The organism is Streptomyces violaceusniger Tu 4113, from assembly GCF_000147815.2.
GTDB lineage: Bacteria > Actinomycetota > Actinomycetes > Streptomycetales > Streptomycetaceae > Streptomyces > Streptomyces violaceusniger_A.
Window position 1 is genome coordinate 9,951,657 of the sequence record NC_015957.1, and the last position, 14,125, is coordinate 9,965,781.

Here is a 14,125-nt window from a genome sequence, read left to right on the forward strand (position 1 = left end):
CGATGGGGTGCGGCCGGGCCCGGGCCCCGGAGGACGTGTCCGGGCCCGGCCGAGCCCCGGGCGGGGTCGGCGGCGGGGCGTCAGCCGGCGAACCAGCGCACCGGGCTCGGTCGCAGGTTCTCGTAGACGTGCTTGGTCTCGCGGTATTCGTCAAGGCCCGCGGGACCGAGCTCGCGCCCGACCCCGGACTTGCCGAAACCGCCCCATTCGGCCTGCGGAAGGTAGGGGTGGTAGTCGTTGATCCACACGGTGCCGTGCCGCAGCCGGGCGGCGACGCGGCGCGCCCGCGCGGTGTCGGCGGACCAGACGGCGCCGGCCAGTCCGTACTCCGTGTCATTGGCGAGTGTGACGGCCTCGTCCTCGGTTTGGAAGGACTCGACGGTCAGAATCGGCCCAAACGTTTCCTCCCGCACCACCCGCATCTCGCGATGACACTGGTCGAGCACGGTCGGGAGGTAGAAGTAGCCGGTGGCCGGGCGGACCTCGTTGGGCTCCGGCTGCTTGCCGCCGCACCGCAGCAGGGCGCCCTCCTCCAGCGCGGACGCCACATACGCCTCGGTCTTGTCCAACTGCTGGGCCGAGACCAGCGGACCGCATTCGACACCGTCCTCGGTGCCACGGCCCAGCTTGATCTTCTCCGCGCGGCGGGCCAGCTCGGCCATGAACCGCTCGCGCACCGACTCCTCGATGATCAGCCGGGCACCGGCCGAGCAGACCTGGCCGCTGTGGATGAAGGCGGCGTTCAGGGCCTGGTCGACGGCGGTGTCAAAGCCCTCGGCGGTGGCGCAGGCGTCGGCGAAGACCACATTGGGGTTCTTGCCGCCGAGCTCCAGCGCGACCTTCTTGACCGTCGGCGCGGCGGCCTGCGCCACCTTGGTGCCGCTGATCAGCCCGCCGGTGAAGGAGACCAGGTCCACATCGGGGTGCTCGGACAGCCGGGCGCCCACGGGGTCGCCCGTGCCGGTGACCAGGTTGGCCACCCCGGCCGGCAGCCCGGCCTCGGCCAGCAGCCGCACCAGATGGACGGTGGACAGCGGGGTCACCTCGCTGGGCTTGATCACAAAGGTGTTCCCGGCGGCCAGCGCCGGGGCGATCTTCCAGCTGGCCTGGAGCAGCGGATAGTTCCAGGGGGTGATCATCGCGCAGACGCCGACCGGCTCATGGACCACGACGCTGTGCACATCGGGGGTACCCGCGTCGATGACCCGCCCGGCCGACTCGCCCGCGGCCAGGTCGGCGAAGTAGCGGAAGGCATTGGTCACGTCGTCGACGTCGACCCGCCCCTCCTCCAGGGTCTTGCCGGTGTCACGGCTCTCGATGAGCGCGATCGTCTCGCGGTCGCGCTGCAGCAGCTCGGCGACGCGGCGCAGCAGCGCCGCCCGCTCGGCCACCGGCGTCCCGGGCCAGGGGCCCTGGTCGAAGGCGCGACGCGCGGCCGCGACCGCCGCGTCGGTGTCCTCGAGGCCACCCTCGGCGACGACGGCGAGGGTCTTGGCGTCCGCGGGGTCGAGAACCTCCCGCTGCGCCCCGGATACGGCTGCCTGCCACACGCCGTCCACATGAATGGTCTCGACTGCCGCCACGTGAATTCTGCCTTCCGGTTCTGCGAACTTTGCCGCTGGCCCAAGCCAGCAACATGGACCCCTAACCGGAAGGTGGGAACCTATGCGCGATTCGCAAGAGAAAGTGGGCCGGCTCACGTGATCCGCAGGCGGAACCGGCCTCCCGGGTCATGATCGGCCGATCTGTCAAGAGCTGGTGCACGTCGATCGGTGTCAGGAGGCTGCCAGGTCCCGGTGCGGTAGGCGGTCCCGGCACGGGAAGCGGCCCCGGCACGGGAAGCGGTCTTGGTACGGGAAGCGGTCCCGGTACGGGAAGCCGGGCGGTCGGCTCGGTGTCAGGAAGCGGTGCAGTAGGCAGCCGGCGTCAGGAAGCCGTGCAGTAGGCGGTCGGGCAGAAGGTGTCCACCGCCGCCTGGTGGACCTCCCGCTCCTCCACGCGGTCCCCGTCCCCGGAGGGGCCGATCACCAGCACCGCGTACATCGTGCCATCGGGGGCGGCGAAGCGGCGGTCGAGCATCCGGCGGTGGCCGTCGCTCTTGGACTGGTACGTGTACTCCAGCTGCGCCGGGTCCGTGGCGGCCGAGCCCAGCCGGGTGAGGGCGATCTGCTCGTAGTCGCGGTGGGTGGAGGCGATCCGCTCGGCCTCCTGGGCGGACTCGTACGGCGTCGACTCGGGGCCGTGCAGCTCGAAGACCTGGATCACGGTGCTGTCGTCGGGCGAGGTGTAGTAGACGCTGGGGCCCTCGGCCGTCCGCCGCCATCCGTCCGGGACCGCGAGATGGTACCCGGCCGGGTCGGCCTGGGTGCTGTAGCCCGCGGGCGGGGCGGCACCGGTCAGGGAGGGAGAGGACGGGGTACCGAAGGGCGTCGCGGACGGGGACGCCCCGGTCGGCAGGTCCGTGGGGAGATCGGTCGGGAGATCGGTGGGCCCACCGGTCCCGGGCCCGGGCGAGGGATAGAGATCGTTCGGCTGCGAGGCGTCCGCGCTCGGCGTGGCCGTGGGGCTCCCTTGGTCCCAGGGCAGCGGGCCCGCCTGATGGCGGGAGGTGCCGTCGCCGCCGAAGGCCACCCATCCGGAAAACGCGATCCCCGCGACCAGGAAGATCGTCACCGCCAACGCCCGCAGTGCCCCCCGGGCGTCCTGCCCAGGCCCTCCCGGCCCTCCCGGCGCTCCCGGCACTCCCCCGTCATGCATGGTCATCTATCCCCCCGATAGTGGAACTCTGCTCCCATAAGCCGACAAGCCGCGCCGACCGACATCGGTGTACCCGGTTCGAGGGCCGCCCCACCCTCCGTCACCCCACCGATACGGATATGTCGCCTTCGGTGCGCCGTCCTGTGCCCCCCGCTGCCTGCCGCCGTTCCGTGCCCGCCGTCTGCCCCCGGATGTGCCCGCCGCCGGATGTGCCCGCCGTATCCCCTACCCCCAGTCAGGTGGCCGGGCAGTAGGCGGTGGGGCAGAAGGACGCCAGCACGATGCGCTGCCGCTCCCGCTGCTGCGGCCAGTCGTCGGCCGGGCCCGCGATCAGCACCGCGTACTGCACCTGGTCCGGGCCGGTGAAGGCGCGGTCGAGTATTCGGCGCGGGCCGTACTTGGCGCTGCGGTAGCCGTACTCCAGCTCCGCGTCCGCGTCGTCGCCGGGGCCGAGCCGCTTCAGCTCGTACCGCTGGTAGTCGGGGTTCTTCTTGAGCCCCGTCTCCGCCTGGCGCAGCGCCTCGTACGGGGTGACGGCGGGCTCGGTCAGCTCGAAGACCTGGATCAGGCTGCTCGCGTCGGACGACTCGTAGAACACCCCGGTATCGCGCTTGACCCGCTGCCAGCCCCTGGGCACATCCAGCCGGAACCCCTCCGCGTCGGTGGTGCGCACATAGTCCGCCGGCGGCTCCTGCGTGCTGTCCGTGGACACCGACGGCGGCGCCGAGGTCGTCTCCGAGAACGGCTCCGACGGCACCGCCGAGGGCTGCTCGGCCGACGGTGACCAGGACGAGGCCGAGGGCGAACCGCCGTCCGCCCCGGGCTTGTCATCCCCGCCGCCCGACACCAACTTCCAGGTGCCGAAGCCGATCCCGCCGACCAGGACCACGGCGAGCACCGCCAGAAGCACCGTGCCCAGATGCGGATTGGGTGGTCTTCGGCCCGGGGCCGGCGGCTCCGCGCCCTCGCCCACCCAACGCTGGGCCTCCTCGTTCCATCGGCGGCTCCCCTCGCCGCCCGGTGTGCTCATCTCAGCCGCCCAGGAGCGTGCCGACCGCCTGTCCGACGGCGACGCCGGAGGCGAGCATGCCGACGCCGGCGCTGGCGTCCTGCAACATCACCCGGATCCTCGCAAGTCGGCCTGCCCCGGCCCGGCCGGTGCGCTGGATCTCGTCCTGGGTCTGGTCCAGTTCATCGGAGAGCGCGCCGACCTCCGGGCTCGGGACCACCCGCCGCAGATCGTCGGCGAGCTGCCGAACGGCCTCCAGCAGCTCCTGATATGCGGGGTCGCAGGGGGCCTCCCCTTGCCGTCCGTTCACGATGTGGTTGTGGTCGCCGATGCCGACGGCGCTGCCGCTCACCTTGCCGAACGTGATGTCGCCGAATGTGCGCCCGCCGCCCGCCGGGCCCGCACCACCACCGCTCGCGTCCGCCGCGTGGTCCGCACCGCCGCCGCCCACGCCGCTGCCGTCCTCCGTGTCAGCCATCGCCATGGCCGCCTCCCGCTCCATTGGTTCCGGTGGTGTTGCTGATGGTGTTGTGGTCACCGAAGCCGAAGGCGCTGTTCGCCGCGGACTCGATGAAGACCCCGCCGCCGCTCACATTGATGACCTTCTGCTCGAACTCGCCGGTCTCCCAGCCGGCTTCGTCGAGCGCCCTTCGCACGCCGTTGGCCACCCGGTCCTCGACACTTTTCAGATAGCGGCTGACATCCATCTCCTGGAAGAGCGATGCGCCTGCGTCGCTGCCCAGCTCCCGCACCGAGATCCAGGGCCCGTCGGGGATGGCCGCCTCATAACCCCCCGCGTACATCCGCCAGACGAAGGCGGCCGAACGGAAAGCGTGGATGACCGCCTGACCCGCCGCCGTCGGCGTCCGCCCGAGCGCCCAGACCGCCTTGCCCGGCAGTCCGCCGCGGCGGTGGGAGTCGGAGAGCCGGTCGACCGCCCGGAAGTCCGGGCGGATCGGGCGCAGCACATGCGGCGCGAACTCCAGCATCAGCATGCCGCCCTGCGTATGCACCCGTACGAAGACGGTGGTGACCACCTCTTCCCGCCATGCGCCGACGCGGATGCGCAGAAAGTGCCGGCGGACCTCTCCGCCTTCCTCGACGGCTTCCGCCCGCTCCCGCGCGAAGTCCGCCTCGCCGTACGGCACGAAGGAGCGGCTCCGCAATCCGGTGACCTTGAGGAAGACGCATTCGTCGAGCTCCAGGCCGCGCAGCCGATCACGGCTCGCGGCGGAGGGCCGGGCGGCGCCCTGGACAGAGGCGGTGCCCTGGGTGGAGGAGGTGCGCAACTTCTCGACCAGCGGCCGGATCCGCTCAAGGATCACGCGGTTGTCCAGCGGCGCCGGATCACCGCCCTCGCGCGGCCGCAGCTCGACGGCGAGGGTCCAGGTGTCATGGGCGGCGCCCGCGCCGAGGAAGGGGTGCCGATCGTGGTAGAGGATCACCGGTGAGTGCTGCTCGCGGCGGATCAGGGCCCGCACTCGCCGGAAGCGCCCGCCCTCGAACCGCTCCGCGGGGTCCCCGGCGAGGTCGGCGAAGGTCTCCGGCTCCAGGTCGGTGGCCAGCACCCGGGCCACATGCTCACGGTGCAGAGCGACCGCGGTGGCCATCATGGCGGGGACCACCAGCGCGAACCAGGCGGCGCTGGTGTCCGACCCGGTCGCCAGGGCCGGTGCGAAGCTCTGCAGCCCGCTCGTAGCGGGCTCGCCCGTGAACGCCTGCGTCAAGGCGGAGACCGCATAGGACAGCAGGATCAGACAGCCGAGCACCCGCAGCACCGCGGCCGCCCGCCGCCGGGTGACGGTGACCCCGTCGGCCCCGGGATAGTCGGCGCGGAAGGGGCCCATGGCGCCGCCTCTGGCCCAGGCCGCCAGCAGAAGCAGCGCGCACGACAGCAGGAACAGATAGAAGAAGCCCTGCGCCAGCAGAAAGTCCAGCACCCATAAGGACACCAGCAGCGCGGTCCAGCATGCCTCCAGACGGCGCGCGCGCAGCGCGTGCGCGAGCACCCGGGCCGCGTCGATGCCCAGCGAGGGCGCCACGGCCCGCTCCTCGTGGACATACAGCTCGTCCAGGACCGTGTCCCGGAAGTCGTCGTCCAGATAGGCGCCCGCGCACAGCAGCCGGGTCGCCTCGCTGGTGGCATAGGGGGACGCATCGTCGGCGGCGCGAGAAGGGGGGACGCCCGGTAAAGGCTCCGGCCGCGGCTGCGGCAGATGAGACGAGTGGTCGCCCAAAGAATGATCATCGCGCGTGTTGGCCATGTTTCCCCCCGAGGCCGTAGCAACTACCTCCACGCTAGGGGAAGATGGCCCGCGATTACAGCGAATGGCCGAAGGGTCACACTCCGGAGTGAATACCGGAATGTGACCCTTCGGAAACGGCCTCGATGGGCCCGTCAGATCAGGCCGAGACCCCGCACGGCCTCGCGCTCCTCCTCGAGCTCCTTCACCGACGCGTCGATGCGGGTCCGCGAGAACTCGTTGACGTCCAGGCCCTGGACGATCTCGAACTTCCCGTTCGCGGCGGTGACCGGGAACGAGGAGATCAGGCCCTCCGGCACCCCGTACGAGCCGTCGGAGACCACGCCGGCGGAGGTCCAGTTGTCGGCGTCGGTGCCGTTGACCCAGGTGTGGACGTGGTCGATGGCGGCGTTGGCGGCGGAGGCGGCCGAGGAGGCGCCGCGCGCCTCGATGATCGCGGCACCGCGCTTGGCGACGGTCGGGATGAAGGTGTCGGCCAGCCACTGCTCGTCGTTGACGACCTCGGCGGCGTTCTTGCCCGCGACCTCGGCATGGAAGACGTCCGGGTACTGGGTGGCGGAGTGGTTGCCCCAGATCGTCAGCTTCTTGATCTCGCTGACCGGGGCGCCGGTCTTCTTCGAGAGCTGCGACAGGGCGCGGTTGTGGTCCAGCCGGGTCATCGCGGTGAAGCGCTCGGCCGGTACGTCCGGCGCGGCGGCCTGCGCGATGAGCGCGTTGGTGTTGGCCGGGTTGCCCACGACCAGGACCTTGATGTCGTCCGCGGCGTGGTCGTTGATGGCCTTGCCCTGCGGCTTGAAGATGCCGCCGTTGGCCTCCAGCAGATCGCCGCGCTCCATGCCCTTGGTACGCGGGCGGGCGCCGACGAGCAGGGCGACGTTCGCACCGTCGAAGCCCACGTTCGGGTCGTCGGAGATGTCGATGCCCTGGAGGAGCGGGAAGGCGCAGTCGTCGAGCTCCATCGCGGTGCCCTCGGCGGCCTTCAGCCCCTGCGGGATCTCCAGGAGACGCAGCTTGACCGGCACGTCCGCGCCGAGGAGCTGACCGGAGGCGATGCGGAAGAGCAGCGCGTAGCCGATCTGGCCGGCCGCGCCGGTGACGGTGACGGTGACGGGAGTGCGGGTCATGGCGGTCTCCTGCGCTGTGTTGTCAGTCCAAGATCTCTTGGTGTCGAGATACCTGCGTCAGGCTATCCGACGGCACCTGACCAAGGTTCTCTCGGGCCACCGTGTAACCGCTCACCGCGCGTTCCGTCCTCGCGCACTTTGGCGGCCGCCTGCCAGGAGGGGGAGTGCGGGCGGCCGCCCAGTGCCGCACCCGTGGGGGGCTCGGGCAGCGCCTGCCCCGATTCCCCCGGCTCATTCCCCCTGTTTCCGAATTCCCCCGGACGGGCCTCCCTCGCCCGCGCTCACCCCTGGGCGCCGGGGGCCGTGCAGGCGCGCGTACCGCCGACGAGAGTGGCGCACGCGGTGGTCCGCGCGGTGGCGTCCACCGAGATCATCTTGGTGTAGGCGTCGCCGTCGGCGCCGACACTGCTGTTCTGCGCTCGGGCCGCCCCGCCCCTCGCGCCCGGCGCCTTGATCTGGATCACATCGCCCGGGGCCGCCCGGGTGATGCGGGCCCAGGCCGCCCGGCAGGTCTTGCTGTAGCGGACCTCGACATACGCGGTGCCGACGGTGACGTCCGCTGTGGTCGTCGCGGCGGCGCCGCACCCCATGGCCTGCGGATCCTGACCGCCGCAGTCCTCCCCGGCGCACTTCACGCCCGCGGGCAGCTGACGCGCGCTGGTGGCCGGTGCGGTGGTCGGCTTCTCCCCGCGCTTCTCGCCGTCGCCGCCCGCATCGATCAGCAGGACGGCGCCGGCGACGAGTAAGAGCGCGCCGACGAGCCCCCCGGCGAACAGCGCGACACCTCGCCGCCCCGACCGGGACGGCGAGGGGGACGGGGATGGCGGTGGCGGAGGGGACGAGGCGGGCGACGGCGGTGCGGAGGAACCCGCCGCCCGCTCGGCCGGCGGCGCCGCGGGAGCCGAGAACACCGGAGCCGTCGCGACCAACGGCTGCTCGGGTTCCGGCGGTTCGACGCTCGACCGCTGCTTCCCCGGGTGACGGCCGTTCTTCCAGGCGCCCGCCCCCTGCGCCGCCGGGTCGAACTGCTCGATGGCGGCCCGTGCCTGCGCGACGCTGATGGCCTCCATCGTGACGTCGTGCCGCATCTCGGAGCGGCTCCAGGCCCGCTCCGCCAGCTCCCACAGCGTGCTGAGGTGATGGACATCGGCGCCCGTGGCCTCGGCCAGGGCCTCCACCGCGCCCTGCGGGGGCAGCAGCCGTCCGCCCAGATACCGCTCCCATGAACTCTTGCTGTAGCCGGTGCGGTCGGCGACGGCGACGACGCTCAGCCCGCTGCGCTCGACGATCGTGCGCAACTGGCCGGTGAACTCCTGCACCTGCGGATCGAGTTCCTCCGGCAGGTCCCTCCAACGAGGCATTGCCTCCCCCTGTCCCCCCGCACGTGCCTGTCAATCTCCCGCGCCACGGCCCCTGTTGGCGTCTCCGGGCCCCGAACTGACTACCCAATGGGACGCCTTGCCCCAGGATGTCAGCTCCTCGGGTGGGGGCGCATCGGAGCATTTCGCGCACCGGTGTGTACTCCGCCGCGCCCGGCTCGTCGTTGCACGGCCGATACCTCGTGCTGGAACGGTCACTTCCGCGCCACAGGGTTCTGCCGGTCATTGATCCGGCACAGTCCACACACAACCCTGATTACCAGGCGGTCCGTCCTTCTTCGGGGGAGAGGGCGGATCGCCGCCGGACCGTACGGATCCGGCCACAACGACGGCGGCCCGTCCTTCCACGGGGGAGAGGACGGGCCGCCGTTTCACGCCGTCGGCTAGCGCACCGTGAAATGCACCACGTCGTCCAGGAACGGGATCGACACCCACGGATCCGGCTGGGCCATCAGGGACAGCAGCACGATCGCCGCGCCCAGCAGCCCGTAGGTCAGCATGTCGGTGAAGCGCGACCGCACCGCGAGCATCCCCACCTCGGGCAGCGCCCACCGTATGAAGGCGCCCGCCAGCAGGGACAGCCCGATCATCACCGTGCCCGCCCGGAACGCGTCCAGGGCGACGATCAGCAGCCCCAGGCCCACACCGCCCATCACCGCGAGCAGCGGCCACTGCCGGGCGGGCGCCGGAGCGGCACCGGGCGCGGCCCGGCCGCCGCCCTCCGGACGCGCGGTGTCCCGGGTGATCAGCGGGAAGCGGCGCGACTTACGGATGAGCCGGGCGGGGCCCGAAGGCCGCGCGGGCGGCGTCTGCCGCTGCTCCCCGGCCGCCGGCTCGCTCGCCTCAGCCGTCATGGCCGGCACCGGCGTCGGCGTCCGCCTTCGCGTTCCGCTCCGCCGCCTCCACCACGTTGACCAGCAGCTGGGCGCGGGTCATCGGGCCGACGCCGCCCGGGTTCGGCGAAATCCAGCCCGCGACCTCGGCCACTCCGGGGTGCACATCGCCGGCGATCTTGCCGTGCTCGTCCCGGCTGACGCCCACATCGAGCACCGCCGCGCCCGGCTTCACGTCATCCGGCCCGATCAGATGCCGCACCCCGGCGGCCGCCACGATGATGTCGGCCTGGCGCAGGATCCCGGGCAGGTCACGGGTGCCGGTGTGGCAGAGGGTGACCGTGGCGTTCTCGGAGCGGCGGGTCAGCAGCAGCCCGATCGACCGGCCGACGGTGATGCCCCGGCCGACGACCACGACATGCGCGCCGTTGATCTCCACACCGTGGTGGCGCAGCAGTTGGATGACGCCCTGGGGCGTGCACGGCAGCGGGCCGCTCTCGCCCAGGACCAGCCGGCCGAGGTTCATCGGGTGCAGCCCGTCGGCGTCCTTGGCCGGGTCGATCAGCTCCAGCACCCGGTTGGTGTTGATGCCCTTGGGGAGCGGTAGCTGGACGATGTAGCCCGTGCAGGCCGGGTCCTCGTTGAGCTCCCGCACCGCCGCCTCGATCTCCTCCTGGGTGGCGGTCTCGGGCAGGTCGCGCCGGAGGGAGGCGACGCCGATCTCGGCACAGTCGCGGTGCTTGCCCGCGACGTACCACTTGCTGCCGGGGTCCTCGCCCACCAGCACCGTCCCGAGGCCGGGATGGATGCCCTTGGCCTTGAGCGCCTCCACACGGCTGACGAGATCGGACTTGATCGCGGCTGCGGTTGCCTTGCCATCGAGAATCTGGGCGGTCATGGCTTCATCCTCCCGGATGCGGGGACGTCGGATCCAATCAGGGGCCGGTCGGTGCCGCACCGGCGAAGGCCGCACCCCGTGATCCGGTCGGGGTGCGGCCTCCTGTGCTCGCTCAGCGGTCACTCAGTGGAAGAAGTGGCGCGTGCCCGTGAAGTACATGGTGACGCCCGCCTTCTGGGCGGCCTCCACCACCTGCTCGTCACGGACCGAGCCGCCCGGCTGCACCACGGCCGTGACGCCCGCCTCGGCCAGCACCTCGAAGCCGTCCGGGAACGGGAAGAAGGCGTCGGAGGCGGCGTACGCACCGGCGGCCCGCTCGGCACCGGCCCGCTCGACGGCCAGCTTCGCCGAGTCCACGCGGTTGACCTGGCCCATGCCCACGCCGACCGTGGCACTGTCCTTGGCGAGCAGGATCGCGTTGGACTTCACCGCGCGGCAGGAGCGCCAGGCGAAGGCCAGCTCGGCGAGGCCGTCGGCGTCCAGCGCCGCGCCCGTGGCGAGGGTCCAGTTGGCCGGGTCGTCGCCCTCGGCCTGGAGGCGATCCTTGGCCTGCAGCAGCAGACCGCCTTCGATGGGGCGCTGCTCGGCGACGTCCGCCGGCGCGTCCGCGCAGCGCAGCACGCGGATGTTCTTCTTACGGGCCAGCACCTCGACCGCGCCGTCCTCGTACGCCGGGGCGACGATCACCTCGGTGAAGATCTCGGCGACCTGCTCGGCCATGGCGACCGACACCGGGCGGTTGACGGCGATCACGCCGCCGAAGGCCGACAGCGGGTCGCAGGCGTGCGCCTTACGGTGCGCCTCGGCGACATCCGCCCCGACCGCGATCCCGCACGGGTTGGCGTGCTTGATGATCGCGACACAGGGCTCGGTGTGGTCGTACGCGGCCCGGCGGGCGGCCTCGGTGTCGGTGTAGTTGTTGAACGACATCTCCTTGCCGTGGAGCTGCTCGGCCTCCGCGAGCCCCTTACCGCTGCCGTCGGAGTAGAGCGCGGCCGGCTGGTGCGGGTTCTCGCCGTAGCGCAGCACGTTCTTACGGGTGACGGTGGCGCCCAGGAACTCCGGGAAGGAGGAGTCGTCCGCCACGCTGCGTCCATCAGCGGCTCCGCCGCGGGCAGCCGCGAACCAGTTGGCCACCGCCACGTCGTACGACGCCGTGTGCTGGAACGCCTCGGCCGCCAGCCGCTTGCGCCCCTCCAGATCGAAACCGCCGTCGGCGGCGGCCTTGAGGACGTCGTCGTACCGCCCGGGGTTGACGACCACGGCCACGGACGGGTGATTCTTGGCGGCGGCGCGGACCATGGAGGGGCCGCCGATGTCGATCTGCTCGACGCACTCGTCCGGCGAGGCGCCCGAGGCGACCGTCTCGCGGAACGGATAGAGGTTGACCACGACCAGCTCGAAGGGCTCCACGCCCAGCTCCTGGAGCTGCGCACGGTGCGAGTCGAGCCTCAGGTCGGCCAGGATGCCCGCGTGGACGCGCGGGTGCAGCGTCTTGACGCGGCCGTCGAGACACTCGGGGAAGCCGGTCAGCTCCTCGACCTTGGTGACCGGGACGCCCGCGGCGGCGATCTTCGCGGCCGTCGAGCCGGTCGAGACGAGCTGGACACCCGCCGCGTGCAGCCCTCGGGCCAGCTCCTCGAGGCCCGTCTTGTCGTAGACGCTGACCAGCGCGCGGCGGATGGGCCGCTTGGTACCTTCGGCGGTCACGGGATCCTTACCTTTCGTCCCTCTATGCGGTAGCCGTGACGCGCCAGACGCCCCACGACCTCGACGAGCAGCGAGCGCTCGACTTCCTTGATCCGCTCATGAAGAGCGGACTCGTCGTCCTCGTCCCGGACCTCGACCACGCCCTGGGCGATGATCGGGCCCGTGTCGACCCCGTCGTCGACGAAGTGGACGGTGCAGCCGGTCACCTTCACACCGTGCGCGAGCGCGTCGCGTACGCCATGGGCACCGGGAAAGCTCGGGAGCAGCGCGGGGTGGGTGTTGACGCAGCGGCCGCCGAACCGGGCGAGGAACCGCGGCCCCAGGATCTTCATGAACCCGGCCGAGACGACCACGTCCGGCTCATGGGCGGCGGTGGCCTCCGCCAGCGCCGCGTCCCACTCGGCGCGGTCGGCGTGGTCCTTGACCCGGCACACGTACGTGGGGATCCCGGCGCGCTCGGCGCGCGCCAGTCCCTCGATGCCGTCGCGGTCGGCGCCCACGGCCACCACCTCGGCGCCGTAGCGGGCCACGCCCTCGGCGGCGATGGCGTCGAGCAGCGCCTGCAGATTCGTACCGGAGCCGGAGACGAGTACGACGAGGCGGACCGGGCGCCCGGGGCGGGCAGGACTGGCGGGGGAAGGCGGGGAGGCCACGGCGGGGCTCTTTCTCGCGGGCGGTGCTGCCGTTTGTGTGGTCGTACAAGGTCGCCGACTCATCAATTCCGGGGAACTCTACGAAGCCGCCGACCGTCAGCAACGATACCGGCACACGAAGCGGCCCCCAGGGGACGGGGGCGGGCACGGGAGGTAGCGTCTGGACTGCGCATCCAACTGACGCCGTGGGAACGATCGCCTCAAGCCGTACACGCCCCGGCGTGCAGGACGACGACACAAGGGGAAGACACACTCCACATGCCGGACCGACGCCGCCGCGCGGCTCATCACCTCACCCCGCCTCCCGCCACGACCGGGGGGCGGCGATGAGGCGCGCCCGCATGTCGCGTACGACGCCGCTGCTCCGGGAGCAGCAGTCGCCGTCCTCCTCGGCCCCCGGCGGGCAGAACGGGGACCAGCACGAGGACAATCCGTTCGCCCCGCCGCCCGAGGGCAGGCCGGACCAGCCGTGGCAGCCCCGGCCGGACGACGCCGACGGGCAGAGCGGCGAGGACGACCAGAACGGTCAGCGGCCGCAGCAGCCTCCGGCCTGGGGCAGCCAGTGGAGCAGCCGCCAGCCCAGCCGCCAGGGCGGCAGCTTCGGTGCCGGCCCCGGCTCCAACCGCCCCTCCGGCCCCAGCGGCCCGCGCTGGGACCCCAACGACCCGGCCCAGCGGCGCGCCCGGTACGCGCTGCTCGCGGGCATGTGGGCGTTCTTCTTCGCGCTCTTCAGCCTGCCGCAGATCGCACTGCTGCTGGGGACGCTGGCCCTGTACTGGGGCATCAGCTCGCTACGGGCCAAGGCGCGCCGCACAACGCCGCCCCCGGCCGCCGCCGCGCCCCTGAACGCCCCGCCCCCGCCTCCGGGCGCCACCCCGGCGCCGCTGCCCGCCCCCGGCAGCGGCCCCGCGAAGCCGCAGTCGACGGCGGCGATCAGCGGCCTGGTGACGGGCGGACTCGCGCTCGCCATCGTCGCGGCGACGTTCAGCTTCCAGGTCGTCTACAACGACTACTACACCTGCGTGGACGACGCCCTCACCCAGACCTCCCGCCACGACTGCGAAACCCTGCTCCCCGAGCAGCTCCGCCCCTTGCTGAGCACGCAGGACTGACGGCACCCTCACCAACGAGGCGCCTCGGGCGGGGCACACCCTGCCCCCGGGCGGGCCGCACCCACCCGACACCCGGCCCCAGGGCGAATACCGAGTGCGGGCCGTGGGCGCCTCCGGCGGACAGCCCCCACCCCGCCCCTTCCCACAGCATCAATATGCGGCTCCGCCGCGCGGAATGGGGCTCCGCCCCCTAGACCCCCGTCGGGGCTCCGCCCCGGACCCCGCTCCTCAAACGCCGGAGAGGCTGAATTCACGCCCCCGGGACGGACAGACGCCCCGCACCACCGGACAGCCGTAGGAGGGAGCGGGGCCGGGCAGGCGGCCCGTGCCACCGGGGCGCGGACGCCGACGAGACGGGAGGGGGCGGGGTCGCAGGGGTGGTGTCC

The 14,125-nt window shown here is 72.2% G+C and carries 12 protein-coding genes; 1 reads left to right on the forward strand and 11 read right to left on the reverse strand.

Annotated features, from left to right (window positions below; genetic code table 11):
• Nucleotides 1-80: 80 nt before the first annotated feature.
• The 11 genes from STRVI_RS40700 to purN form a co-directional block, all read right to left on the reverse strand.
• Entirely contained in the window at nt 81-1,583 is a 1,503-nt protein-coding gene (locus STRVI_RS40700) for an aldehyde dehydrogenase family protein (protein ID WP_014061397.1), read from the reverse strand.
• 343 nt (nt 1,584-1,926) lie between these two features.
• A complete protein-coding gene (locus STRVI_RS40705; RefSeq protein ID WP_251983003.1) occupies nt 1,927-2,673 on the reverse strand; it encodes a serine/arginine repetitive matrix protein 2 in 747 nt (248 codons plus the stop codon).
• Nucleotides 2,674-2,992: 319 nt separating this feature from the next.
• On the reverse strand, nt 2,993-3,787 hold the full coding sequence (locus STRVI_RS40710) for a hypothetical protein (RefSeq protein WP_150112958.1): 795 nt from the start codon (nt 3,785-3,787) through the stop codon (nt 2,993-2,995).
• 1 nt (nt 3,788) lies between these two features.
• The gene (locus tag STRVI_RS40715; RefSeq protein WP_014061400.1) at nt 3,789-4,250 is read right to left on the reverse strand and encodes a hypothetical protein; all 462 of its coding nucleotides are present in this window, start codon (nt 4,248-4,250) and stop codon (nt 3,789-3,791) included.
• Nucleotides 4,237-6,003, reverse strand: coding sequence for a hypothetical protein (locus tag STRVI_RS40720; RefSeq protein WP_251982831.1), 1,767 nt, complete (start codon nt 6,001-6,003; stop codon nt 4,237-4,239). The genes STRVI_RS40715 and STRVI_RS40720 overlap by 14 nt, the downstream gene beginning before the upstream one ends.
• Nucleotides 6,004-6,164: 161 nt before the next feature.
• Nucleotides 6,165-7,154: a malate dehydrogenase gene (locus STRVI_RS40725; RefSeq protein ID WP_014061402.1), complete on the reverse strand. Its 990-nt coding sequence runs from the start codon at nt 7,152-7,154 to the stop codon at nt 6,165-6,167.
• A 281-nt stretch (nt 7,155-7,435) separates the two neighbouring features.
• Complete coding sequence (locus STRVI_RS40730; RefSeq protein WP_014061403.1) at nt 7,436-8,515, reverse strand: helix-turn-helix domain-containing protein; 1,080 nt, start codon at nt 8,513-8,515, stop codon at nt 7,436-7,438.
• Nucleotides 8,516-8,916: 401 nt separating this feature from the next.
• Nucleotides 8,917-9,387, reverse strand: coding sequence for a DUF3017 domain-containing protein (locus tag STRVI_RS40735; RefSeq protein ID WP_014061404.1), 471 nt, complete (start codon nt 9,385-9,387; stop codon nt 8,917-8,919).
• Complete coding sequence (locus STRVI_RS40740) at nt 9,377-10,264, reverse strand: bifunctional methylenetetrahydrofolate dehydrogenase/methenyltetrahydrofolate cyclohydrolase (RefSeq protein WP_014061405.1); 888 nt, start codon at nt 10,262-10,264, stop codon at nt 9,377-9,379. Before STRVI_RS40740 ends, STRVI_RS40735 begins: the two co-directional genes overlap by 11 nt.
• 123 nt (nt 10,265-10,387) lie before the next feature.
• Nucleotides 10,388-11,974, reverse strand: a complete 1,587-nt coding sequence (gene purH, locus STRVI_RS40745) for a bifunctional phosphoribosylaminoimidazolecarboxamide formyltransferase/IMP cyclohydrolase (protein WP_014061406.1) — start codon at nt 11,972-11,974, stop codon at nt 10,388-10,390.
• Nucleotides 11,971-12,627 (reverse strand): phosphoribosylglycinamide formyltransferase, encoded by a 657-nt coding sequence (gene purN, locus STRVI_RS40750; RefSeq protein ID WP_014061407.1) that lies wholly within the window; start codon nt 12,625-12,627, stop codon nt 11,971-11,973. Before purN ends, purH begins: the two co-directional genes overlap by 4 nt.
• A 341-nt stretch (nt 12,628-12,968) precedes the next feature.
• Between purN and STRVI_RS40755 the strand changes: the two genes are divergently transcribed.
• Nucleotides 12,969-13,739: a hypothetical protein gene (locus STRVI_RS40755; RefSeq protein ID WP_014061408.1), complete on the forward strand. Its 771-nt coding sequence runs from the start codon at nt 12,969-12,971 to the stop codon at nt 13,737-13,739.
• Nucleotides 13,740-14,125 lie beyond the last annotated feature (386 nt).